19 protein-coding genes are annotated in these 23,776 nt (G+C 72.2%); 17 read left to right on the forward strand and 2 right to left on the reverse strand.

What is annotated here, in order from left to right:
- Positions 1-62: 62 nt before the first annotated feature.
- On the forward strand, positions 63-662 hold the full coding sequence (locus Manayef4_RS19985; protein WP_070132799.1) for a TMEM165/GDT1 family protein: 600 nt from the start codon (positions 63-65) through the stop codon (positions 660-662).
- Between the two features lie 102 nt (positions 663-764).
- On the opposite strand, the gene mgtA is transcribed toward Manayef4_RS19985, so the two are convergent.
- Both mgtA and Manayef4_RS19995 read right to left on the reverse strand, forming a co-directional pair.
- Entirely contained in the window at positions 765-3,428 is a 2,664-nt protein-coding gene (gene mgtA / locus Manayef4_RS19990) for a magnesium-translocating P-type ATPase (protein ID WP_070132800.1), read from the reverse strand.
- A 315-nt stretch (positions 3,429-3,743) separates the two neighbouring features.
- Entirely contained in the window at positions 3,744-4,532 is a 789-nt protein-coding gene (locus Manayef4_RS19995) for a dienelactone hydrolase family protein (RefSeq protein WP_070132802.1), read from the reverse strand.
- 300 nt (positions 4,533-4,832) lie between these two features.
- Between Manayef4_RS19995 and Manayef4_RS20000 the strand changes: the two genes are divergently transcribed.
- The 16 genes from Manayef4_RS20000 (at position 4,833) to Manayef4_RS20075 (ending at position 23,522) form a co-directional block, all read left to right on the forward strand.
- Entirely contained in the window at positions 4,833-6,032 is a 1,200-nt protein-coding gene (locus Manayef4_RS20000) for a hypothetical protein (protein WP_070132804.1), read from the forward strand.
- Between the two features lie 10 nt (positions 6,033-6,042).
- Positions 6,043-7,407, forward strand: a complete 1,365-nt coding sequence (gene pafA / locus Manayef4_RS20005) for a Pup--protein ligase (protein ID WP_070132806.1) — start codon at positions 6,043-6,045, stop codon at positions 7,405-7,407.
- 14 nt (positions 7,408-7,421) lie between these two features.
- Positions 7,422-8,147, forward strand: a complete 726-nt coding sequence (locus Manayef4_RS20010; RefSeq protein WP_043590950.1) for an FKBP-type peptidyl-prolyl cis-trans isomerase — start codon at positions 7,422-7,424, stop codon at positions 8,145-8,147.
- Positions 8,148-8,268: 121 nt separating this feature from the next.
- On the forward strand, positions 8,269-9,318 hold the full coding sequence (locus Manayef4_RS20015; protein ID WP_082456717.1) for a WYL domain-containing protein: 1,050 nt from the start codon (positions 8,269-8,271) through the stop codon (positions 9,316-9,318).
- Between the two features lie 55 nt (positions 9,319-9,373).
- Positions 9,374-10,351, forward strand: coding sequence for a YafY family protein (locus Manayef4_RS20020; RefSeq protein WP_011437006.1), 978 nt, complete (start codon positions 9,374-9,376; stop codon positions 10,349-10,351).
- A gap of 10 nt (positions 10,352-10,361) precedes the next feature.
- Positions 10,362-10,577 carry a hypothetical protein gene (locus tag Manayef4_RS20025; RefSeq protein ID WP_011437005.1) on the forward strand — a complete coding sequence of 72 codons (216 nt, stop codon included), beginning with the start codon at positions 10,362-10,364 and terminating at the stop codon, positions 10,575-10,577.
- Positions 10,578-10,914: 337 nt separating this feature from the next.
- Positions 10,915-11,274, forward strand: a complete 360-nt coding sequence (gene tatA / locus Manayef4_RS26805; protein ID WP_070132808.1) for a Sec-independent protein translocase subunit TatA — start codon at positions 10,915-10,917, stop codon at positions 11,272-11,274.
- A 76-nt stretch (positions 11,275-11,350) separates the two neighbouring features.
- Positions 11,351-12,463, forward strand: coding sequence for a twin-arginine translocase subunit TatC (tatC, locus tag Manayef4_RS20035; RefSeq protein WP_070132810.1), 1,113 nt, complete (start codon positions 11,351-11,353; stop codon positions 12,461-12,463).
- Positions 12,464-12,545: 82 nt separating this feature from the next.
- The gene (locus tag Manayef4_RS20040; protein ID WP_070132812.1) at positions 12,546-15,590 is read left to right on the forward strand and encodes a DEAD/DEAH box helicase; all 3,045 of its coding nucleotides are present in this window, start codon (positions 12,546-12,548) and stop codon (positions 15,588-15,590) included.
- A 3-nt stretch (positions 15,591-15,593) separates the two neighbouring features.
- A complete protein-coding gene (locus Manayef4_RS20045; protein WP_070132813.1) occupies positions 15,594-16,667 on the forward strand; it encodes a cobalamin biosynthesis protein in 1,074 nt (357 codons plus the stop codon).
- Positions 16,664-18,208 (forward strand): cobyric acid synthase, encoded by a 1,545-nt coding sequence (locus Manayef4_RS20050; protein ID WP_070132815.1) that lies wholly within the window; start codon positions 16,664-16,666, stop codon positions 18,206-18,208. Before Manayef4_RS20045 ends, Manayef4_RS20050 begins: the two co-directional genes overlap by 4 nt.
- Before the next feature lie 123 nt (positions 18,209-18,331).
- Complete coding sequence (locus Manayef4_RS20055) at positions 18,332-19,276, forward strand: ATP-binding cassette domain-containing protein (RefSeq protein WP_049761086.1); 945 nt, start codon at positions 18,332-18,334, stop codon at positions 19,274-19,276.
- Complete coding sequence (locus Manayef4_RS20060; protein WP_011436998.1) at positions 19,273-20,511, forward strand: ABC transporter permease; 1,239 nt, start codon at positions 19,273-19,275, stop codon at positions 20,509-20,511. The genes Manayef4_RS20055 and Manayef4_RS20060 overlap by 4 nt, the downstream gene beginning before the upstream one ends.
- Before the next feature lie 132 nt (positions 20,512-20,643).
- Entirely contained in the window at positions 20,644-21,585 is a 942-nt protein-coding gene (locus Manayef4_RS20065) for a ribose-phosphate pyrophosphokinase (protein WP_070132817.1), read from the forward strand.
- Positions 21,586-21,852: 267 nt separating this feature from the next.
- Entirely contained in the window at positions 21,853-22,308 is a 456-nt protein-coding gene (locus Manayef4_RS20070; RefSeq protein WP_011436996.1) for a metalloregulator ArsR/SmtB family transcription factor, read from the forward strand.
- A complete protein-coding gene (locus Manayef4_RS20075; protein WP_070132819.1) occupies positions 22,305-23,522 on the forward strand; it encodes a cation diffusion facilitator family transporter in 1,218 nt (405 codons plus the stop codon). The genes Manayef4_RS20070 and Manayef4_RS20075 overlap by 4 nt, the downstream gene beginning before the upstream one ends.
- Positions 23,523-23,776 lie beyond the last annotated feature (254 nt).

The following is a 23,776-nucleotide window of genomic DNA, read 5'->3' on the forward strand; positions in this document are numbered from 1 at the left end:
AAGGGGCTCATCACACGCCGCCCTGCCGGGGTGGGCTGGCCCCGGGCCGGCGGGGGCTCGCTGTGGACAATGTCATCATTGCAGCGACCGCCTTCGCTGTGGTCTTCCCGGCCGAACTGCCGGACAAGACGTTCGTGGCAGCACTCGTTCTGGGCGCCCGCTACCGGCCGCTGCCGGTTCTCGCTGGGATTTGGGCAGCGTTCGCAGTACACGTCGGTGTCGCCACCGCCGTCGGCGGCCTGGTCGCGGCGCTGCCCCGAAGGGCTGTCGAGTTGGTCGCCGGGGCGCTGTTCTTCGTCGGTGCGGTCCTCCTTCTGCGTTCCCGCCCCGCCGACCCCGCCGAACTGGAGGGGCACAAGGCCGCCGGCGTCGTCGGGGGACCCGCCGCGAGACGCGTATGGGTCGAGGCGTTCGGTGTTGTCCTCGTCGCCGAGTTCGGTGATCTCACCCAGATTCTCACCGCCACCCTCGCGGCCCGCTACCACCGCCCGATCCCCGTCGGCGTCGGCGCGTTGCTGGCCTTGTGCACCGTCACTGGGCTGGCTGCCGCCTTTGGCCACTTCCTGCTGCGGGTTGCTCCGCTGCGCCGGATCCAGYAGCTCGCCGCCATCGTTCTGCTCGGCCTTTCCATCTCCACTATGATCGACGTCCTGCGCGGGTAAGGGGGAGATCCCCGGTCGGCGGCCAACACGCCGCCTGCGTGCGCGCGCTCCGGTCGGCGGTGCGCCCAGGCCCACCGGTTGCGAGCCGGTGGCGACCCCAACTCAGCGTGGTGGCGGTGCGGGGGACCGGGTCGGAAGCCGACCGGAGTGACTGAAGCGTGCCGCCCGCCGGTGCAGCCGGTGCCGGTGCCGGTGCCGGTGAGGTGGTTCGATCAGTGTCCCGGCGAGATGTGGGTAGAACTCGTGCTTGCCGGCTTCGACGAGGGCAAGATAGCTGGCGATCATGGCGAGGAGCGCGGCAAAGAACCCGATCGGCAGCGCGTGGAAGCCGAGTCCGCCGGCCAGCGGAGATGCCGGCAGCAGCGCGCCGACCACGACGACGAGCAGGGTGGCCGCCGTGAGGAGCCGGCCTGGGCGGCTACGGAGGAACGGCACTCGCCGGGTGCGGATCACAAAGATCACCAGGGTCTGGGTGGCGAGCGATTCAACGAACCAGCCGGAACGGAACAGGATCGGGCCGGCATGGAAGACCTGGAGCATGATCGCGAAGGTGAGAAAGTCGAAGATCGAGCTGACCGGCCCGAAGAACATCATGAAACGGCGGACGAAGCCGATGTCCCAGTGGGACGGGCGGGAAAGCTGCTCCTCGTCGACCCGGTCGGACGGGATGGTCAGCTGGCCGGCGTCATAGAGCAGGTTGTTGAGCAGGATCTGCGACGGGAGCATCGGCAGGAAAGGGAGGAACGCCGACGCGGCGGCGGCGCTGAACATGTTCCCGAAGTTGCTGGAGGTGGCCATCAGGACGTATTTGATCGTGTTGGCGAAGGTGCGCCGGCCTTCGACGACCCCGTCGGCCAGCACGTSCAGATCTTTCTCCAGGAGCACGATGTCGGCCGCGTCCTTGGCCGTGTCGGTGGCGGAGTCGACGGATATGCCGACATCGGCCTGGTGCAACGCCATCGCGTCGTTGACGCCGTCGCCGAGGTAGGCGGCACCGGTGCCGGCGCGTTGGTGCAGCCGGATGACGCGGGTCTTCTGGYCCGGGTTCATGCGGGCGAAGACCCGGATGGTGGACAGCCTCGCGGTAAGAGTGTCGTCGTCGAGGTGGTCGAGCTGGTCGCCGGTCACGGTGTCCCCGTCGGCCAGACCGAGAGCGTCACACACGTGCTCGGCGACGATGGCGTTGTCCCCCGTCAGGATTCGCACGGTGACGCCGAGCGCGGCGAGGCGGGCCAGCGCCTGTGCGGCCGACGGCCTGGGCCGGTCAAGGAAGATCAGAAACCCGGCGAGGACGAGGTCGTGCTCGTCCTCGGCGGTCACCGTGTCCAGGTCCGGGGCCGGCTTGGACGCGACGGCGACGACCCGGCTGCCGGCGCGGAACTCGGCGTCGAGGAGCGCCGCGGCCGAGCCGGGGACGTCGCGACACCGCGCCAGCAGGCCTTCCGGAGCACCCTTGACGATCAGGACTCGGCCGTCCGGGCCGTCGGCCAGCACGGACGCGCGGCGCCGGTCGTGGTCGAACGGCGCGGCGGCCACCTGGACGTACCTGGACACCGGCAGGCTGGCGGCACCGGGAGCCTGCCACAGCGCGGCGTCCAGCGGGTTGCCGCCAGCTGTCCCTGCCGGGTTGCCGGGTACTGCCGGGTTGCCGGGTACTTCGGTGCAGGCCAGTCCGAGTAGCAGGATCTGGTCCGACCGGGCACCGGTGGGGTCCAGGGCGTGATGGAAACCGATCCGTCCTTCGGTCAAGGTTCCGGTCTTGTCGGTGAGCAGGACCTCGATGTCGCCGAGGTCCTCGATGCAGACCAGCCGCTTCACCAGCACCTTGCGGCGGGCCAGCTGGCGGGACCCGGTGGCGAGACTGGTCGTCACCACCGCGGGCAGCAGCTGCGGGGTGATGCCCACCGCGATGGCCAGCGAGAACAACAACGCGTCTATCAGCGGCCGGGCCAGCACCAGGTTGATGACGAAGATCGAGCCGGTGAGCACGCCGGCGACCCGGGCCAGTAGCCCGGAGAACCGGCGCAGCCCCACCTGGAACTGGGTCTCCTCGTGCCGTTCRCCCAGTCCGAGCGCAATCCGGCCGAACTGGGTACGCGCGCCGGTGGCGACCACCACGGCCGCCGCCGAGCCGGTCCGCACGAGTGTGCCCATAAGCGCACACGACGCAAGCTCTCCCAGCGTGGCGCCGGCGGGCACCGGCGCCGGCCCCTTGGCCACCGGTTGCGATTCGCCGGTGAGGACCGCCTCGTCACACTCCAGCGCGACCGAGGACAGGATGCGCACGTCCCCGGGCACCACCGAACCCAGCTCAAGGCGCACCACGTCTCCGGGTACCAGCGCGGTCACCTCGCATGACGTCCATCGGCCATCCCGGCACACCACCGCCCGGTGACGCAGCTGGGAGTGCAGATCCTCGGCGGCGCGCTCGGCACGGTACTCATTGGCGAACCCCAGCCCCACTCCGAACATGACGATCACGCCGATGATCAGTGCGTTGGCGCGCTCCCCGACGAAGAACGACACCGCGGCCGCCACCAGCAGCAGCACAAGCAAGGGGCTGCGTACCTGGCGGACGAGCACCGCGAGCACACGGGCGTGATGGGTGCGCACCGCGTTCGGCCCCACCCGGGCCCATCGCGCCGCCGCCTCCGCCGAGGACAACCCCACCGAGGTCGTGGCGAGCCGAGCCAGGACTACCTCGGTGGGCAGTGTCGCCGCGTCCGAAACCGTCAGCACGGACGCATCCACGATCCCGGTCCCCATACTCCAACCGTTACGCTGCCAGCAGAGCAGACTTACGCTGAGCCGCGCCAGCTATCGCTAGCTATGACGTGGCATCAGCTATGACGTGGCATCAGAGCAGCCTAGCCGCGGCACCGTCCGGGGCCCGGACCGCCGCCGGCCGCGGGCTTGTCGACCTCCTGGATTCCCACCACCTCCGGTGGGCCGTACCTGGCGCGCACCGCCGCCCTCATCCGCCGCCGATCTCTCGCGTGCGCTCACCGTGACCTCTGGACGCCAGATGGGTGATGCTCGTGAGGTCGATGGTGACGATCTTCGATTGGCCGGCCGGGCGCCTCAGCGGGGGCGAACGTGCCGGTCGAGGAAGGCGAGTGCCCGTGACCAGCCGTCGGCCGCGGCGACCGGGCGGTAGAGCGCCTCCCGGTCGTCGCTGTGGAAGGCGTGGCCGGCCCCGGCGTAGCTGACCAGCTCCGTCGGGGCGCCCGAGCGGGCGGCCGCGGCTCGTAGGGCGGCGATCTCGTCGGTGGAGATCAGGGCGTCTTCCTCGCCGTAGAGGCCGAGCCACGGCCCGCGCAACGACGGTGCCGCCTCCACCAGGGCGGGGATGCCGGGCCAGTACGGTGTGCTGATCCCGCCGCCGTAGAACGACACCGCCGCGGCGAGGGTGTGCCGGGTGGCGGTGTGCAGCGCGACCGTGCCACCCATGCAGAAGCCGATGATCGCGCTCCGCTCGGCGGGGAAGCCCGCGGCGAGGAGGTGYCCGAGCGCCGCGTCGATGTCGGCGTCGATGCCCGCGCCGGACAGGGTGCCCATCGTCGACGTGGCCGCGGCCCAGCCGTCGGCCGGGTCCACCTCGTCCAGCCCGTCGCGGTGATACAGGTGCGGGGCCACGGTGAGCCAGCCGGCGGCGGCGAGCCGGTCGCAGACGGAGACCAGGTACGGCGTGATGCCTCGGGCGTCCTGGACGACGACCAAGCCGCCGCGCGGCGGGTCCTTCGCGGCCGGGGCGAGGACCGTGAGCGGCAGCCCGCCGCGGCCGCGGACGGCCTGCGCCCGCAGCCKGGCCCTRCCTTCGCCGTCATGTCGTGTTCGATGGGACGCCGCGTCGTTCGTTCYGGTTGCCATGGCGCCATCCTTCCCGCCGGGGAGCCTTCCCGCCCGATCCGCCTGTCCCGCCCATGGTCCGTCGACCACCTGGTGTCCGGAACCGCCGCGGACCGGCGGATTCACCCGGACATGCCGGCCGCGACACGCCGCCGGCCAAGCCCCGACAGCATGAAGGCGTCACGCTACTCCCTGTAGCAGCCTGGCGGGTGTCGCCGGACGGAGGGAGGACGCGGTGAGGCAACCACTGCCGAGGGTGGCGGCGGCCTGGGAGGGCGCGGTGGACCCGGCGCACGTCGACCGGACCGTCGGAGTCCTCCTGTGGTGACCGGGGGACGGCATCGTGGCGGCGGCGAACATGATCCTCTTCCGGGGCAGCGCCCCGAGCCGGGACACTCGGCGCCGTCGCCCCCGCCGGCCTCGGGCGAGACCGGCCTGCCCGGCCTGCCCGGCCTGCCCGGCCCGGCCGATCCGGCCGGACGGGCGTGGGCCCGGTTCGGCGGCGTTGACGGGCTCGGCACGCACGGTGTCCGGCGGATCGCCGTCATCACCGTCGGCATGGCCCTGCTGATGGGCGTCCTGGTCTGGCTGTACGGAACGTCCGTCACCAGTCTGCGTCCCCGGGACCTGCCGATCCTCACCGTGGGCCCGGCACCCGCGGCGACCGCGCTCGCCGACCAGATCAGCCGGGTGGAGCCGGGCGCCCTCACGGTGCGCACGGTGCCGACGGTGGCCGCCGCCGACCGTGCGCTGCGCGAGCGTGACGCCTACGCCGCGATCGTCATCGGCGGCAACGGCCTGACCCTGCGGGTCGCCTCCGCGGCGAGTCCGGCGGTCACCGAGGCGCTGACCCGGGGCATCCGGGTGTTCATGCCAGGTCTGGAGATCCCGGTGGTCGACGTGGTGGCCAACGCGCCACGGGACCAGGCCGGCGGCGGGCTGGCGGCCGGTTACCTCCCGTTGACGCTGGTGATCACCGCGGCCGGCGTGCTGCTGGCACGGATGGTGGGGTCGCGGGTGATCCGGCTCGCCGGGCTCGCCGCGCTCGCGGTGCTCTCCGGCTTCGCCGGGGCCGTCGCGCTGCAGGGGGCGTTGGACGTCCTGCCCGGGGAGTTCCTGACGACGATGGCGGTCGTGACGTTGCTGGCGCTGGCCGTCGCCGGGCCGGTCCTGGGACTCGGGGCGGTCGCGGGCGTGCCGGGTCTCGTCGCCGCGGTGCTGGTTCTGGTCGCCGGTGCCGCTCTGTCGGCGGCGGYCTCCGCCCCGGAGATGCTGCCACGGCCCTGGGGCGACATCGGCCAGTTTGCGCCGCCGGGGGCGGGTGCCACGCTGCTGCGCTCGACGGCCTACTTCGACGGTGCCGGCGGTGGCCGTCCGGTACTGGTCCTCGCCGGCTGGTTCGTCGTCGGGCTGGGCCTGGCGGTTGTCGGTCGACCCGTCCGTCCGCAGGAGGGGCGAATCCGCATCAGGGTGACATCCGGCCCGAGCGTCCCGGCGCGCCGAGGCGGCATCCGAGCATAGGGTCACAGACGTGGACCGCCGCATCTTCGGACTGGAGAACGAGTACGGCGTCACCTGCGTGTTCCGGGGGCAGCGACGGCTGTCCCCGGACGAGGTGGCACGGTACCTGTTCCGTCGTGTCGTGTCATGGGGACGTAGCAGCAACGTGTTCCTCAAGAACGGCGCCCGTCTCTACCTGGATGTCGGTAGCCATCCGGAGTACGCCACCCCGGAATGCGACTCCGTGCCCGACCTGGTCACCCACGACAAGGCCGGGGAACGCATCCTCGAGGGCCTGCTCGTCGAGGCCGAACGACGGCTGCGCGAGGAGGGCATCGCCGGCGACATCCATCTGTTCAAGAACAACACCGACTCCGCCGGCAACAGCTACGGCTGTCACGAGAACTACCTCGTCGGTCGGCACGGCGAGTTCTCGAAGCTCGCGGACGTGCTGGTGCCGTTCCTGGTCAGCCGGCAGATCCTGTGCGGCGCGGGCAAGGTGCTGCAGACCCCGCGGGGCGCGGTGTACTGCATCTCCCAGCGCGCCGAGCACATCTGGGAGTCGGTGTCCTCGGCGACCACCCGGTCCCGGCCGATCATCAAYACCCGTGACGAGCCGCACGCCGACGCCGAGCGGTTCCGGCGGCTGCACGTGATCGTCGGCGACTCGAACATGAGCGAGACGACCATGCTGCTCAAGCTCGGGGCGACCGACCTGGTGCTGCGCATGATCGAGGCCGGTGTGATGCTGCGGGACATGACCCTGGAGAACCCGATCCGGGCGATTCGCGAGGTCAGCCACGACATGACCTGCCAGCGCAGGATCAAGCTGGYCAACGGACGTGAGGTCAGCGCGCTGGACATCCAGTGGGAGTACCACTCCAAGGCGGTCGAGTTCGTGGAGCGCCGCGGCGGGGACGGGGACGAGGTCGCCAAGCGGGTGCTCGACCTGTGGGGCCGTACCCTGCTCGCGATCGAGACCGACGACCTCGAGCTCGTCGCCCGTGAGATCGACTGGGTGACGAAGTACGTGCTCATCGAGCGTTTCCGGCACAAGCACGGGCTGTCGCTGGCCTCGCCGCGGGTCGCCGAGCTCGACCTGAAATACCACGACATCCACCGCGACCGGGGCCTGTACTATCGGATGGAACGGGCTGGTCTGGTCGAGCGCGTCACCCGTGATCTCGACGTCTTCGAGGCCAAGTCACGCCCCCCGCAGACCACCCGCGCCCGGCTGCGCGGCGAGTTCATCAAGCGTGCCCAGGAGAAACGCCGGGACTTCACAGTCGACTGGGTCCACCTGAAGCTCAATGATCAGGCCCAGCGTACGGTCCTGTGCAAGGACCCGTTCCGTTCCGTTGATGATCGGGTCGACAAGCTCATCGCCAGTATGTGAGGACTCGAGCCCCTGTGATGTTCGTGCCGCGACGCGCCGGCGTCGTCCTGCCCTTCGCGTCAGCCCGTCCCGGCTCGCGTGGCAGCGGCCGTCGGCCGTCCGCCACCCGCCGGCACCCGCTCGCGGGTGCCGTGCTGCCCGCCGTGCTGCTCGCCCCGCTCCTGGTCGGCTGCGGCGCCTCCGACGCCCCCGACGGCACCAGGGCGGCGCCGGTGCCCTCCCGGACGGCCGTCGACGACACCTCCGGGCGGGTCCCCGCGGTCGCGGGTGCCACCGACCTGAGCCGCAAGCCGATCTCCGCGGCGGGCCGGGGGACGGCGCCGGCCACGTTGGTCACCACCGATCTCGTGACCGGTCACGGCGCGCTCGCCTCCGCCACCAGCACCGTCACCGTCCGGTACGTGGGCGTGCTCTGGCGCGACGGCAAGGAGTTCGACAGCAGCTGGGCGGGGGGCCAGCCGGCGACCTTCCCGCTGGACGGCACGATCGCCGGCTTCGGGCAGGGCATCGACGGGATGCGCGTCGGCGGCCGCCGCCAGATCATCATCCCGCCGGACCTCGGATATGGCCCGGTGGGGGGACGTCCGCCGACGATCCTCGCCGACGACACTCTGGTGTTCGTGGTGGACCTGATCGCGGTCGACGGCGCCACCTCGGGTGTTGGGGCCACGCCGGGTGTTGGGGCCACGCCGGGTGTTGGGGCCACGCCGGGTGTTGGGGCCGGCGCCGGCCAGCCGTAGCCCACGGGCCCTCACCCGGCCCGGCCGCGGGTGGCCCGGTGGGCCCGGTGCGACCGGTGGGCCAGCGGCGGTGATGGGGTGCTGCGTGCCCGGTGAACTCCGGCGGCTACCCTTTACGGGTGTGTCCCGGCGACGGGTGGAGCGGCTCCTCAACCTGACGATGTGCCTGATGGCGACATCGCGTTTCCTCACCGTGTCCCAGATCGGCGAGCTGGTGGAGGGCTACGAGCCCGGGCGCACCGAGGAGGAGCAGGACGCCTTCCGGCGGATGTTCGAGCGGGACAAGGCGTATCTGCGGGAGATCGGCATCCCCTTGGAGACCGGCGCGGACTCGGCGTTCAGCAACGAGACCGGCTACCGCATCCGCCGCGGCGACTACGCGCTGCCCGACATCGCCCTGGAACCGGACGAGGCCGCGGCCCTGGCCGTCGCCGGCTCGCTGTGGTCGAGCACGGCGCTCGCCGGGCCGGCCGCCAGCGCCCTGCGCAAGCTCGCCGCGGGCGGGGCCGCGGTGAGCGGTGGCGGGCTCGGCGTGCTCGACGGCTTCGAACCGCGGGTCGATGCGACCGAGCCGGCCTTCGAGCAGTGCCTCGCGGCGGTCCAGGCCGGTCGGACCATCCGCTTCCCGTACCGGAAGGTCGGTGAGACGGACTCCGCCGACCGGCACGTCGAGCCCTGGGGGGTGCTGTCGTGGCGGGGGCGGTGGTACCTTGCCGGGCACGATCTGCACCGTGGCGCGGCCCGGGTGTTCCGGCTGTCCCGGTTCACCGGCCCGGTGCGCATGGTCGGACCGGCCGGCGCGGTCCAGGTCCCGCCAGGGGTCGATCTGCGGGCGATGGTCTCGGCGCAGGCCCCCCCGGACCGCTTCCGGACCGCCACGCTGGCGGTCCGCCGGGGCAGCGCGCACGCGCTGCGGCGGTACGCCCGCCCGTCGCCGGATACGAATCCACCGCCGGGCATGGATCTGCTGGAGATGGACTTCGCCGACACCGAACAGCTCGCCCGGTGGATCGTCGGATCGGGTCCGGACGTCGTCGTCGTCGACCCACCCGAGCTGCGCGCGGCTGTGGTCGGTCGGCTCCGGGCGGCCCTCGCGGGCACCGCCGCCCGCGACGTGGCGTCCCCACCTGCGGGGGTGCGCCGCGACGAACGTCCGGTGAGCGCCCGATGATCCGTCGGGCGGCGCCCGCCCCGGCTCATCGTCCACCGCCCGCCCCGGGCACGCGGTGAGCGCCGCCACCGACCGGCTGAGCCGGCTGCTCGCGCTCGTCCCCTGGTTGCGGGCGCATCCCGGGATCTCCCTGACCGAGGCGGCCGCGGCCTTCGGGATCACCCCCCGCCAGCTGCGCGACGACCTCGACCTGCTGTTCGTCTGCGGCCTGCCCGGCGGCGCGCCCGGGGACCTCATCGACCTGAGCTACTCCGGCGATCAGATCACCATCGTCGATCCGCAGACCCTCGACCGGCCGCTGCGGCTGTCGGTCGAYGAGGCGACCGCCCTGATCGTCGCCGCCCGCGCGCTCGCCGACGTGCCCGGCCTCGCCGGCCGCGAGGCCCTGGATCGGGCGCTGGAGAAGCTGGAGGAGGCGGTCGGCACCGCCGGCACCGCCGCCGTCGGCCAGGTACGCGTCACCCTCGACGTCCACGACGAGGTCCTCGCGGTGGTGCAGCGGGCGCTGCGGGACCGCCGGCGGGTGCATCTGCGCTACCTGGTGTGGTCCCGCGACGAGCTGACCGAGCGCGAGGTCGACCCGATGCGGGTGCTGGTCCAGGACGGCCGCTGGTACCTGGAGGGATGGTGCCACCGGGCGGAGGCGGTGCGGCTGTTCCGGCTGGACCGCATCGACGGGCCGGGCGGGGTGACGATCCTCGACGCCCCGGCGGTTCCGCCGCCGGGCACGGTGTCCCGCGACACCAGGGAGGGGATCTACCGGCCCGGCCCGGCGGACGTGCGGGTCGTGCTGGAGCTGGCGTCCCCGGCCCGGTGGGTGGCCGACTACTACCCGGTCACCGGGATGCGCGAGCTGCCCGGTGGACGGCTCGAGGTCACGCTGTACGCCGGGGAGACCTTCTGGCTGCACCGGCTGGTCCTCGGCCTCGGGGCCGACGTGCGGGTGGTCGAGCCGCCGGCGCTCGCCGAGGAGGTGCACGCCTTGGCCCGCCGGGCCCTGCTCGCCTACGGGCTCACGCCGACCGCCGAGTAGGGTGATCGGTATGCTCTGGGCGCTCCTCTACCTCGTCCTCATCGTCGGCGCGCTTGCCCTGCTGGCGCTCAGTGCGTGGCGAGTGTGGCAGAAGATGCGCGCGGTGCGGGCCGTCACGACGGAGCTGTCCGCGCGGGTCTCGGTCCTGGCCTCGGACACCGCGGCGCTCGCGGCGCGGCTCGACCACGCCGAGGTCAGCGCGCGGCTCGCCGAACGCACGTCCTGACCGGCTCCTCGCCCGACCGGATCCGTGGTCCCCGTGTGGTCTGACGGGAGCGACCGTCGCGTGACGTCGATCGTGCCATACGACGTTGTGTCGCCACAATTTGGGACTTCCGGGTTGACGAGGTAGCGGTCGGTGATGATTTKGGTTTCCGGTGTCGTTGTGGACACGCTTTGCCCGCCGAGTGCTACGAGCTATCGTGCAGGCTGACTTCGTTGCGCATCCGTCATCTCCGGGATACCCGCACGCCGTCTATCCCCTCCTAGGCTGGCGGACGTAGCATCGATCGCACCGGTCGTCGGACCGGGCCCGGTACCGCGCTCATCGGAGGACGCCGACCATGCCAAACCTGGGCACCACCGAAATCATCATCATCGCCCTCGTCGTTCTGGTGCTATTCGGGTCGAAGAAGCTTCCCGACGCCGCGCGTTCCTTCGGTCGTTCGCTGCGCATCTTCAAGGCCGAGACGAAGGGCCTGCGCGAGGATGACCAGCCCGCGCCCGCGGCGCAGCCGGCCCCGTTGCCGATCGAGGCCCAGCCGCCGGTGGCCCAGCCGCAGGCCGTCGCGCCCGGTCAGGCCGTCGCGCCCGGTCAGGCCGTCGCGCCCGGTCAGGCCGTCGCGCCCGGTCAGGTCTCCGCCTCGTCCGTGAACGCCACCGCGTCCGTGAACGGCACCGCGTCGGCCGCCGACCGGGGCTGACCTCACGGCGGTCCCACGGCCTGTCGGGCGTCCGCCGGCGCCCCTTCCTCCTTCCTCTCGACCAGGAGCCGCCGACGTGCCAGGGTTGCCCACGCCGCGAAGGCTCGTCGCCTCGGTGAACTACCGCCGCACGCGCACTGTCGAGGACAGTCGCATGCCGCTCACCGAGCATCTGCGTGAGCTGCGCAACCGCGTCGCCATCGCGCTCCTCGCGTTCGCGATCGCCGGTGTCGTCTGTTTCATCTTCGAGCCGCGCATCTTCGACTGGCTCAAGGCGCCGTACTGCGACCTGCCGGCGAGCAAGCGGTTCAGCCCGGACGGCCTGGCGGCGAACGACTGCACCCTGTACTTCTTCGGCATCCTCGACGCGTTCACTATCCGCCTGAAGATCTCCATGATCGCCGCGGTGGTGGTCTCCTCGCCGGTGTGGCTGTACCAACTCTGGTCCTTCATCACCCCTGGTCTGCACCGTCATGAGCGGCGCTGGTCGTTGACCTTCGTCGGTGTCTCCCTCGTCCTGTTCGCCACCGGTGCGGTCTTCGCCTACCTGACGTTGTCGACCGGGCTGGGCCTGCTGCTCGGCTTCGGCGGCAACGGGCTGGTCAGCGTCCTGGACGGCAACCGGTACCTCAGCTACGTCCAGGCGATGCTGCTGATCTTCGGACTGTCGTTCGAGGTTCCGCTGCTCGTCATGATGCTGAATCTGGCCGGGATCGTCAGCACCGCCAAGCTGCGCTCCTGGCGGCGGCCCGAGATCTTCCTGGTGTTCGTGTTCGCCGCGGTCGTCACCCCCAGCCAGGACCCGTTCACCATGCTCGCGCTGGGCCTGCCCATGGTGCTCCTCTACGAGGTCGCGCTGATCATCGGCTGGCTGAACGACCGGCGGGTGGCCCGCCGCGGGGACACCTCCCCGTATGCCGACCTGGACGACGACGAGACCTCCCCGCTGGACTTCGACGACGCCCCGCCCCGCCCGGCGGCCTCCGCGGGCCCCGCGGCGACGGCCACGTCGCCCGGCACGGCGAACCCGCCCGGCACGGCGAACCCGGTCGGCACGGCGAACCCGGTCGGCACGGCGAACCCGGTCGGCACGGCGAACCCGGTCGGCACCGGGTCGTCAACACCCGTCGGCGCGGGGACGGCCCCCGTCTCCCCAAGCACCGACGTCACCCACGGCGACATCACCTGACGCTCGTAGGTTCTTCCCCGGCCGGTCGGGACCGGCATAAACCGGTCGGCTGCCGGCCGTCGCGTCCCGTAGGGTGGCTGATGTGTCCTCCACGCCCGAGATTCTTGTGGAGTTCGCCGCTGGCCTCCCCTTCGGACTCGACCCGTTCCAGTTCGAGGCGGTCGCGGCGCTGGCTGCCGGTGAAGGGGTGCTCGTCGCGGCCCCGACGGGAGCGGGTAAGACGGTTGTCGGCGAGTTCGCCGCCCATCTCGCCCTGCGCACCGGGACGCGTTGCTTCTATACGACGCCGATCAAGGCGCTGTCGAACCAGAAGTACGCCGATCTCGTCTCCCGCTACGGCGCCGTCTCGGTCGGCCTGCTGACCGGGGACACCTCCCGCAACGGCGACGCCCCGATCGTGGTGATGACCACCGAGGTCCTGCGCAACATGCTCTACGCCGGCCCGGTCGACAACGGCCGGCTGGACGACCTCGGCTATGTCGTCATGGACGAGGTGCACTACCTCGCCGACCGCCAGCGCGGCGCCGTGTGGGAGGAGGTCATCATCCATCTGCCGGCGCAGGTCCGGCTGGTCTCCCTGTCCGCGACGGTGAGCAACGCCGAGGAGTTCGCCGAGTGGCTGGTCACGGTGCGCGGCCATACCCGGGTCATCGTCAGCGATCACCGTCCCGTTCCGCTGTGGCAGCATGTGCTCGCTGACCGCACCCTGTACGACCTGTTCCTCGAGGACACTGCCGGCACCCCGCCGCCGGGCGGACCCGAGGCACTTCGTGCCACCCTGGACGGTGATCTCGTCCGGTCGAGGTGGAACGTCGGGGTCGAAGCCGGATTCGAGGTAGCCGGCACCCGGCGCGCCACCATCGGCGACCGGGACCGCGGCGGCGACCGGGACCGCGGACGGGGGCGGGGCGRCAACCGCAACGGCGAACGGGGCCGGGCCACCCAGGGTGGTCGCGGTGGCGACCGTGGCCGCAATGGGGGTGCCGGCCAGGCGCCCGTGGCAGCCATCCCCGCGGCCCGTGGTGGTCCGACGGCGGTCGGTGGACGAGTGGTGAACCCGGACCTGCTGCGGCTGGCCCGCGAGGAGAGCCGGGCGCTGTCGGGGGGCTCTCCCGCGGTCGGCCGCGGTCGGCCGGCGCCCGGCGCGCGCCGGCGGACGTGGGTGCCGGGCCGGCCGGAGGTCGTCGAACGGCTCGACCGCGACGGCCTGCTCCCGGCGATCGTCTTCGTGTTCAGCCGGGCCGGCTGCGATGCGGCGGTCACCTCCTGCGTGCGTGCGGGTCTGCGGCTCGTCGGCCCCGCGGAGCAGCAGCGGATCCGGACCCTGGTCCGGGAACGCACCGCCGGGATCCCCGAGACCGACCTCGCCGTGCTCGGCTACTGGGCGTGGCTGGAGGGGCTGGAACGCGGCATCGCATCCCACCACGCCGGCATGCTGCCAACCTTCAAGGAGATCGTCGAGGAGCTGTTCGTCCAGGGGCTGGTCCGGGTGGTCTTCGCCACGGAGACCCTGGCGCTCGGCATCAACATGCCCGCCCGTACCGTCGTGCTGGAGCGGCTGACGAAGTTCAACGGCGAGAGCCGCGTGGACATCACCCCGGGGGAGTACACCCAGCTGACGGGCCGCGCCGGGCGGCGCGGCATCGACGTGGAGGGCCACGCGGTCGTCCTGTGGCAGCCGGGGCTGGATCCGCTCGCGCTCGCGGGGCTGGCCTCCACGCGGACCTATCCGCTGCGCTCGTCGTTCCGGCCGTCGTACAACATGGCCGTCAACCTGGTCGGCAGGCTCGGGCGGGAGCGGGCACGCACCGTGCTGGAGTCGTCGTTCGCGCAGTTCCAGGCCGACCGGGCCGTGGTGGGCCTGGCCCGGGCGGTGCAGCGCAACACCGAGGCGATCGACGCGAAGCGTGAGGCGTTGAGCTGCGACAAGGGTGACATCGGCGAGTACGACCGGTTGCGCCGGGAGATCGCTGAGCGGGAGGCCGCGCTGTCGCGGGAGGGTTCGGCGCGCCGGCGGGCCGAATCCGCGGCGGCGCTCGCCCGGCTGCGGACCGGGGACATCGTGCGGGTGCCCGCCGGGCGGCGCAGTGGGCTCGCTGTCGTGCTCGACGCCGACGCCGCCGCGAATGCCGCCGACGGCCCGCGGCCGGTGGTGCTCACCGCGGACAGGCAGGTTCGCAGGCTGTCCCTGACCGACTTCCCGATCGCCGTCGAACCGCTCGGCCGGGTCCGGGTGCCGCGGTCGTTCAACCCGCGCTCGCCGCAGTCACGCCGGGATCTGGCCTCCTCCCTGCGCGCCGCCGACGTCAACCCCGATGCCCCTCCGGGCCGGCGGGCCAGGGTCCGTTCGGCCGCGGCGGACGACGCCGAGCTCGCCCGGCTGCGCCGGGCCCTGCGCGCCCATCCGGTGCACGACTGTCCGCGCCGCGAGGAGCACCTGCGCTCCGCCGAGCAGGTCAACCGGCTGGTCAAGGAGACCGCCACGATCTCACGGAAGGTGGAGGGCCGGACGAACACGGTCGCGAAGACGTTCGACCGGGTCCGCGCCGCGCTCGAGGACCTCGGCTACCTGGACGGGGACCGCGTCACCGCCGCCGGGCGGGTGCTCGCGCGCATCTACTCGGAGCAGGACCTGCTCGTCGCCGAATGCCTGCGCGCCGGCATCTGGGACGATCTCACCCCGCCGGCGCTGGCCGCCGCCGTGTCCACGCTGGTGTTCGAGCCGCGCGGTGACGACGCCGGCGTCCCGGCGCTGCCGGGCGGCGCGGCGCTACGCGACTGCCTCGCCGAGATGGTCCGGCTGTCGGAGCGGCTCGCCGAGGCCGAGCAGGCCCACCGGCTCGCGTTCCTGCGCCCGCCCGAGCTCGGATTCGTCGCCGTCGCGCACGACTGGGCCGCGGGCCGCACGTTGGAACGGGTGCTGACCGACAGTTCCGTGGAACTGACCGCCGGCGATTTCGTTCGGTGGATGCGCCAGCTCATCGACATCCTTGACCAGATCGCGCAGGTCGCTCCGATGGTGCAGGCGGACCCGGGAACGCCGGACGGCGCGCGGGTGCGCCGGACCGCCCGGGCGGCGATGGACGCCGTCCGTCGCGGGGTCGTCGCGTACGCGATGAGCGTCTGAGCCGTGGTCCCTTCCCGTGCCGTGGTCCCTTCCCGTGCCGTGCGCGCGTTCGGTCTGGTCCTCGGTGCCGTGCTGGACGGGCTGCTCGCCGACCCGGCGCGGCTGCATCCGGTCGCCGGGTTCGGGCGGGCCGCGTCCCGGCTGGAGAACCGGCTCTACCGGGACGGCCGGGCGCCCGGAGCGCTGCACACCGCGGTGCTGCTAGCCGCGGTCGCCGTGCCCGCCGTCGCTGCTGAACGCGCTGCTGAACGCGCTGCTGAACGCGCCGCTGAACGCGCCGTCGCGCTCACGGCGGTGGTCACGTGGACCGTCCTCGGTGGCGCCTCGCTGCGCCGTCAGGGCCGACGCCTCGGCGAGGAGCTGCGCGCCGACGATCTCGCCGCGGCCCGGGAACGGCTCCCGGCGCTGTGCGGACGCGATCCGGCGTCGCTGGACGCCGCCGGGATCGCCCGCGGCGCGATCGAGTCCATCGCCGAGAACACCTCCGACGCGCTGGTCGCCCCGCTGTGGTGGGGGGCGCTCGCCGGCCTGCCCGGCCTGGTCACCTACCGGGCGATCAACACCCTTGACGCGATGATCGGACACCACAGCCCCCGGTACGAACGCTTCGGCTGGGCGGCGGCGCGCCTCGACGATCTGGCGAACCTACTCCCGGCGCGGATGTGCGCGCTGGTGACCTGCGCGTGCGCCCCGGTCGTCGGCGGTTCGGCGGTCGACGCGTACTGGGTCATGCGCCGGGACGGCCGGTCGCATCCCAGCCCCAACGCCGGGATGGTGGAGGCCGCGTTCGCCGGGGCGCTGGGGCTGYGGCTCGGGGGAGAGCTGCGCTACCCCTACCGCGTCGAGCACCGGCCGGAGCTCGGGTTCGGCCGGCGGCCGCAGGGCGCGGACGTCGCAGCCGCGGCCCGGTTGTCCGCGGCGGTGAGCGTGGTCTGTGTCGCGCTGACGGCGGCGGCGGCTCCGGTGGCGCGGCTGGTCACCTCCGCCCTGACCGCGCGCCTCGGCCTCGGTACCGGATCCGGACGCGCTGGCTCCGGGGGCTCTGGTGGGCCCGGGAGAAGAGAGCGCCGCCGGTGAGCGGGGGACTGCTGGTCGCCGGGACCGCGTCGGATGCCGGCAAGAGCGTGCTGACCGCGGGGATCTGCCGGTGGCTGGCGCGGGAGGGGGTGCGGGTCGCCCCGTTCAAGGCGCAGAACATGGCGTTGAACTCGGCGGTCACCGCCGATGGTGCGGAGATCGGCCGGGCCCAGGCGATGCAGGCGGCGGCGGCCGGTGTCGAACCGGAGGCGGCGATGAACCCGGTGCTGCTCAAACCGGGGGGCCAGCGGCACAGCCAGCTCGTTGTGCTGGGCCGCCCGGTCGCCGAGGTCGACGCGCTCGGCTACCGCCCGTACAAGGAACGGCTGGCCGCGATTGTCCTGGAGTGCCYGGACGACCTGCGCGGCCGGTTCGACGCGGTGATCTGCGAGGGGGCCGGTTCTCCGGCGGAGATCAACCTGCGTTCGACCGACATCGCCAACATGGGCCTGGCGCGCGCCGCGAACCTGCCGGTGATCGTGGTCGGCGACATCGACAAGGGCGGGGTCTTCGCCGCCCTGTTCGGCACGCTGGCCCTGCTCGATGCGGCCGACCAGGCGTTGGTTGCCGGCTGGGTGATCAATCGGTTCCGTGGCGACGCCCGACTGCTCGAACCCGGACTGCGCCAGATCGAACGGCTCACCGGCCGGCCGGTGCACGGCGTCGTCCCCTGGAAGGCGGGGTTGTGGCTGGACGTCGAGGACTCCCTCGACCTCGCTGCCTTCCCCGACGCCGAGCCCTGTCCCGACGCCGAGCCCTGTCCCGAGGCGCGGCCTGCCTCGCACGGCGGTCGGCGGGAGGTGCTGCGGGTCGCCGTCATCCGGCTGCCCCGGCTGTCGAACGTGACCGACATCGACGCGTTGCGCGTCGAGCCCGGGGTCGCGGTGCGCCTGGCCACCCGACCGGACGAGCTCGCCGACGCCGACCTCGTGATCCTGCCGGGCACCCGTTCCACCGTCGAGGACCTGCGCTGGCTGCGTCGCCGTGGTCTCGCCGCGGCCCTCGCCGAACGCGCCGCCGCGGCCCGTCCGGTGCTGGGTATCTGTGGCGGCTACCAGATCCTCGGCCGTCGCATCCGTGACGACGTCGAATCGGGTGCGGGCGAGGTCGATGGTCTCGGCCTGCTCCCGGTCATCACCACGTTCGACCCGGTGAAGCTGCTCGGTCGGCGCGCGGCCACCGATGCCGCCGGCCGACCGCTGACCGGCTACGAGATCCGGCACGGGCGGCTGACCGTCGAGGAGCATCCGGACAGCGCGCCGTTCGCCGCGGACGGGGTGCGCGTCGGCGCGGTCGCCGGCACGAGCTGGCACGGGGTGCTGGAGAACGACGCGTTCCGCCGCGCCTATCTCGCCGACGTGGCCACGGCCGCGGGGCGTTCGTTCGTCCCGGCGTTCACGTGCTTCGCCGATGCTCGGCAGCGCCGCCTCGACGCCCTCGGTGACCTCGTCGCCGACCATCTCGACACAGGCGCCCTGCGCCGCCTGCTCGCCGAGGGCACACCCGCCGGCCTGCCGTTCGTCCCCCCCGGCGCATCCTGATAATCAACGGTGTTGACATCGTCGCACCACGCAAAACTGATCATGAAAACCACCGCGAATAGCATCTGGGTGGCAGAGGCAGGGGTTGACCGTTACCTGGAACGCCGTGGAAAGCTGGTGCAGGTGGGCGATGGACGGCTCGAAATCGACGGGGTGTCGAAACGGTACGGCGACGTCGTCGCGTTGGAGTCGATGACGTTCGAGGTGCGGGCCGGCGAGCTGTTCGGGTTCGTCGGCAGCAACGGTGCCGGGAAGACGACGACGATGCGTATCGCCCTCGGGGTGCTCGCGGCGGATTCCGGGGTCGTGCGTTATGACGGCGTTCCGCTGACGTTACGCACCCGCCGCCGGATCGGCTACATGCCGGAGGAACGCGGTCTGTATCCGCGGATGCGGGTGGGTGAGCAGCTCGTCTACCTCGCGCAACTGCACGGAATGGGGCTGCCGGCAGCCCGTCGGGCAGTGGCGCGGTGGACCGAGCGGCTGGGGGTGTCCAGCCGCTTGGACGACGAGGTGCAGAAGCTCAGCCTCGGGAACCAGCAGCGGGTGCAGCTGGCCGCCGCGCTCGTGCACGATCCGGTCGTCCTGATACTCGACGAGTCGTTCTCCGGATTGGACCCGGTGGCCGTCGACGTGATGAGCGAGGTGCTGCGGGAGCGTCGCGCCGCCGGGGTTCCGGTGATGTTCTCCAGCCATCAGCTCGATCTCGTCGAGCGGTTGTGCGACCGGGTCGGGATCGTGCGGGCGGGCCGGATGGTCGCCTGCGGTTCGGTTGACGAGTTGCGCGCGGGTGGTGATCTGCAGGTGGTGGTGGACGCGCCGGCGGCGCCGCCGGGCTGGGCCGACGGGATACCGGGGGTCGTCGTGCGTCACCGGGACGGGCCGCGGACGGTGCTGGGCCTCACCGCGGGCGCCGACGACCAGGCGGTACTGCGCGCGGCGCTGGCCACGGGCCCGGTGCGGGAGTTCCGTCGTCGCCGGCCGTCGTTGACCGAGCTGTTCCGTAACGTCGTCGTGCAGGCCGGGCAGCAGCCGGGGAGTGGGGCGTTCCCGGAGAACGCGGCGTGAGCGTGCGGGGGCTGGATGGCGCGGCGCAGGGGTCGGGCCGGGTGATCCGGCTGATCGCCCGGCGGGAGATCGTGACCAGGACCAGGTCGCGGGCCTTCCGGATCACCACGGGGCTGTTCGTCCTCGGGATCGGCGCCATGGTGCTGCTGACGTCCCTGACCGGCGGCTCGTCGGCGAGCCGGATCGCGTTTACCGCGGTCGACTTCCGGCAGGCGGCGACGGTCGAGGCTGCGGCCCGGTCGCTGGGCGAGAACGTCGAGGTCCGTGCGGTGGCGGATCGGGCGGTCGGCGAGCGGGCCGTGCTCGACGGTGACGTCGACGCGTTCGTCCGCGTGGTTGCGACCCCTGGCGCGGCGGGGAACGCCGTCTACCGGGTGGTCGTCAAGAAGGAGCTCGGCGACCGGCTGACGTCGGTGTTGAGCCTCGCCGCCCGGCAGGTCGCGCTCGAGCGCCAGGTCGTGGGGCTCGGTGGTGATCCGGCCGTCGTGGGGCGAGCCGTGTCCGCGGCCACGGTCCAGGTCAGCGCCCTGCGGCCGGCCTCGGAACGGGACGGGGCCCGGTTGCTGCTCGGCCTGCTCTCCGGCGGGCTGATCTACCTGTCTCTGCTGATCTTCGGCCCGGCCGTGGCGCAGGGGGTGATCGAGGAGAAGAGCAGCCGGGTGGTGGAGCTGCTGCTGGCGACCGTGCGTCCGTGGCAGCTGATGGCCGGCAAGGTCATCGGGATCGGCGCCGTGGCTCTCGGTCAGTTGACGCTGATCGGGGTGGTCGGCGTGTCGTTGGGCCTGACCACCGGGCAGCTCGACATTCCGGCCGGGATCGCGATCGGGTCGGTCGCGCTGGCGCTGCTGTGGTATCTGCTCGGGTTTGCCGTGTACGCGCTGCTGTTCGCGGCCGCCGGGGCACTGGTGTCTCGGCAGGAGGACGCCGGCGGGGTCACGGCACCGATGATCTTGCTGATCGTTGTCCCGTACGTGCTGGGCATCTCGGTGCTGCCGGGGTCGCCGGACAGCGGCCTCATCCTGGCGCTGGCGATGATTCCGCTGTTCGCGCCGGTCCTGATGCCGATGGTGATCGGGATCGGCAGCGTGGCGGGGTGGCAGGTGGTGGTCGCGATGGCGCTGACGCTCGCGCTGATCGGGGCACTGGTCTGGCTGGCCGGGAGGGTGTACGGCAATGCGGTGAAGCGTGGCGGGACTCGGGTGTCGATCCGGGAGGCGCTAGGGACCTCGGCATGACTCGGCCTCTGGTCGATACCATCCGGGACGGGCGGGTCCATCGGACGTCGACCGGGGACACCGAGGCCCGGGACACCGAGACCGGGGACACCGAGACCGGGGACACCGAGAACAGGGAACGAGGAGCGGTTCGTGCGAGACATCGCCGTCTTCAGCGGCAGTGCCCATCCGAGTCTCGCCGAGGAGATCTGCACACACCTTGACGTGCCGCTGCATCGGGTGCGGGTGCAGCGTTTTGCCAACGACTGCCTGGAGGTCCAGCTTCCCGCGAACTGCCGGGAACGCGACGTGTTCCTCATCCAGCCGCTGGTCGCACCGGTGCAGGAGAACCTCGTCGAGCTGCTGCTGATGCTGGACGCGGCGCGCGGGGCGTCGGCGGCGCGCACGACGGTCGTGCTGCCGCACTATGCCTATGCCCGCTCGGACAAGAAGGACGCGCCGCGGATCTCGATCGGCGGGCGGCTGGTCGCGGACCTGCTCGTCACCGCGGGTGCGARCCGCGTCCTCGCCATGACCCTGCACTCGCCGCAGGTCCATGGTTTCTTCAGCGTGCCGGTGGATCATCTGCATGCGTTGCGGGAACTTGCCGCGCACTTCCGTCACTACGAGCTGTCGAACACGACGGTGGTCTCCCCGGACCTCGGCAACGCCAAGGAGGCGGCGGCGTTCGCCCGGATGCTCGGGGTGCGGGTGGCGGCGGGGGCCAAGCAGCGTTTCGCCGACGACCGGRTCAGCATCAGCACGGTCATCGGTGACGTGGCTGGCCGGGACGTCATCGTGCTCGACGACGAGATCGCCAAGGGTAGCACCGTGCTCGAGCTGCTTGAGCGGCTGCGTGAGCTGAACGTGCGGTCGGTGCGGGTGGCGTGTACGCACGGGCTGTTTGCGGCGGGTGCGCYTAAGCGCATCGGCGACCAGCCCGAGGTCGCCGAGATCGTGTGCACGAACACGGTGCCAATTCCGGCGGGGGACCGAGTGCCGAAGCTGAAGATTCTCACGGTCGCCCCGGCGCTCGCCGAGGCCATCCGCCGCATCCACAACGGCGAGTCCGTCAGCGCTCTCTTCGACGCCTGACCGTCGCGCCGACTTGGCCCGGGTCTCGGACACAGGGGTCCGCCTGATCGCGCGGCGGCCACGTTATGGGGAGCAGGGCACGGTCCAGGGCCCGCAGACCATCCTCAGGTCCCCCAAATTCGCCGGCCGAAGCACACGTACCCGGAGAAGTTCGCGCACTCGGCCCGGGAGGTCGGTGGCGCGACGGATTCCTGTCGCCGTCCGACGGGGCGGTAGCCGGTTCCGTTCAGCGTTGGCTGACGTCAGGACCGGCTGTACCGTTGAAGCATGGTGAAGGTTGCCTCGCATGCCGAGGTGCTCGCCCGATTCGGGCACGCGCTGTCCGACCCGACGCGGGCCAGATTGCTGCTGGTACTGCGGGAGGGCGCGGCCTACCCCTCGGATCTTGCGGAGATCCTCGGGGTGGGGCGCACGAATCTGTCCAATCATCTGGCCTGTCTGCGTGGCTGCGGATTGGTCGTCGCCACGCCGGAGGGTCGCCGGCAGCGCTACGAGCTCGCCGATGACAAGCTCCGCCATGCCCTGGACGATCTTCTCGGCGTCGTCCTGGCCGTCGACACCGACCACATCCACCCGAACGTCACCGCCCCCGTCGCGGCTGCCGCGCCGGGGAGCCTCGGCGGGGCCCGCGGTGGGGTCTTTGGCGAGGCCGGTGGTGCTGATGACGTCGGCTCCGGGGGCGCCGCCGACCGTGCCGCCCTGGCCGGTGCGTGCGACGCATGACCAGCACCGGCACCTTCGGTGACCAGGGCGCCGGCCACGATGATCGTCGTGGCCGGGATCACGGCCACGGCCACGGTCACGGTCACGGTCACGGTCATGGTCATGGTCATGGTCATGGTGTTTCCGAGACGCCCGGGAGTGCCGGCCAACGGCGCCGGCTGCTGCTGGCGACCGCATTGAACATCGCCATCGTGATCGGGCAGGCGGCGGCGGGGCTCGCGGTCGGTTCGGTCGGTCTGCTCGCCGACGCCGGGCACAACCTGACCGACACTGCCGGCGTGGTGCTCGCGCTCGTCGCGGTGRCACTGTCCCGGCGGCCGCCGTCGGCGAGCCGCACCTTCGGCGGGGTGCGTTGGCCGGTGCTTGCCGCGCAGGCCAACRCCGCCGCCGTGCTGGTCGTGACGGCGCTGCTGGCGGTGGAGTCCCTGCGGCGCCTCGGTTCGACCGGTTTCGTGGATGGGGGAGTGGTGGTCGCCGTCGCGTTGGCCGCCGCCGTTGTCAACGGGGTCAGCGCGTGGGTGGTCCACGGCGGCGATGGTGATCTCAACACCCGGGCCGCGGTGCTGCACCTCGCCGGGGACGCCGCGGTATCGTTGGCGGTCGCCGCCGCCGGCGGGGCCATCTGGCTGGTCGGTGGCTGGTACTGGCTGGATCCGCTGGTCTCGCTGGTGATCGCGCTGCTCATCGCCGTCCAGGGGGCGCGGCTGCTGGCGAGTGCCTCACGGGTGCTGCTGGAGGCAACCCCGGCGAGCCTGGACGTCGCGGCGGTGCGTGCCGACATCCTGCGCGACCCTCATGTCCTCGACGTGCATGACCTGCACGTCTGGAGCCTGTCCGACCGACTCCTCGCCGCGTCGGTGCATCTGGAGCTCGGCCATCTCGACAGTGCCCACGGCGACGGGGGCCATCCCAGCCTGGCGCAGGCCCGATCGGTGTCCGATGCGATCAAGGCGATGCTCGCCGCGCGGCACGGCATCACTCACGCGACCATCGAGGCCGAGTGCGAGCCGTGTACCCCGCCGCATGACGACCCGTGCGGTGTCACCCGTGGGCTGGTCCGCCGCGACGGGGACCGGCAGACCGGGCGGCGGCGGCACCCTCGGGAACAGCGGCACCCTCGGGAACAGCGGCACCCTCGGGAACAGCGGCACCCTCGGGAACAGCGGCACCCTCGGGAACAGCGGGGCCGGTCTTCCCGCGACGTCGTGGTCTAGAGCAGAGCCATCCCCTCGTCGCCGTGCCCGGTCCGCACACGTGCGCACCGGGCACGGCGGGTCCGCTGGCGGCACCCATCCCGACATCCCCTGTTTTCGGGATGCCGCTGTTTTCGGATGCTGCTGCCGCTTCCGTTAGCGCAGGTGGTGGGATTGTCCCACACTTGGATGCGTCTCTACCCGCCCGAGTCTCCGACGGTGACCGGCGGCTCCGGCCCCGGCAGGACTGGTCCCGAGATGAACCCGACGCCGCA

The organism is Frankia sp. CgMI4 (assembly GCF_001756285.1).
In the GTDB taxonomy this organism is placed as follows: domain Bacteria; phylum Actinomycetota; class Actinomycetes; order Frankiales; family Frankiaceae; genus Frankia; species Frankia casuarinae.

What these genes read in the sequence shown, in the direction of transcription:
- tatA (WP_070132808.1), top strand. Translation starts at nt 10,915, where the DNA reads ATGCCAAACCTGGGCACCACCGAAATCATCATCATCGCCCTCGTCGTT.
- Manayef4_RS20070 (WP_011436996.1), top strand. Translation starts at nt 21,853, where the DNA reads ATGGTGAAGGTTGCCTCGCATGCCGAGGTGCTCGCCCGATTCGGGCAC.
- Manayef4_RS20025 (WP_011437005.1), top strand. Translation starts at nt 10,362, where the DNA reads ATGCTCTGGGCGCTCCTCTACCTCGTCCTCATCGTCGGCGCGCTTGCC.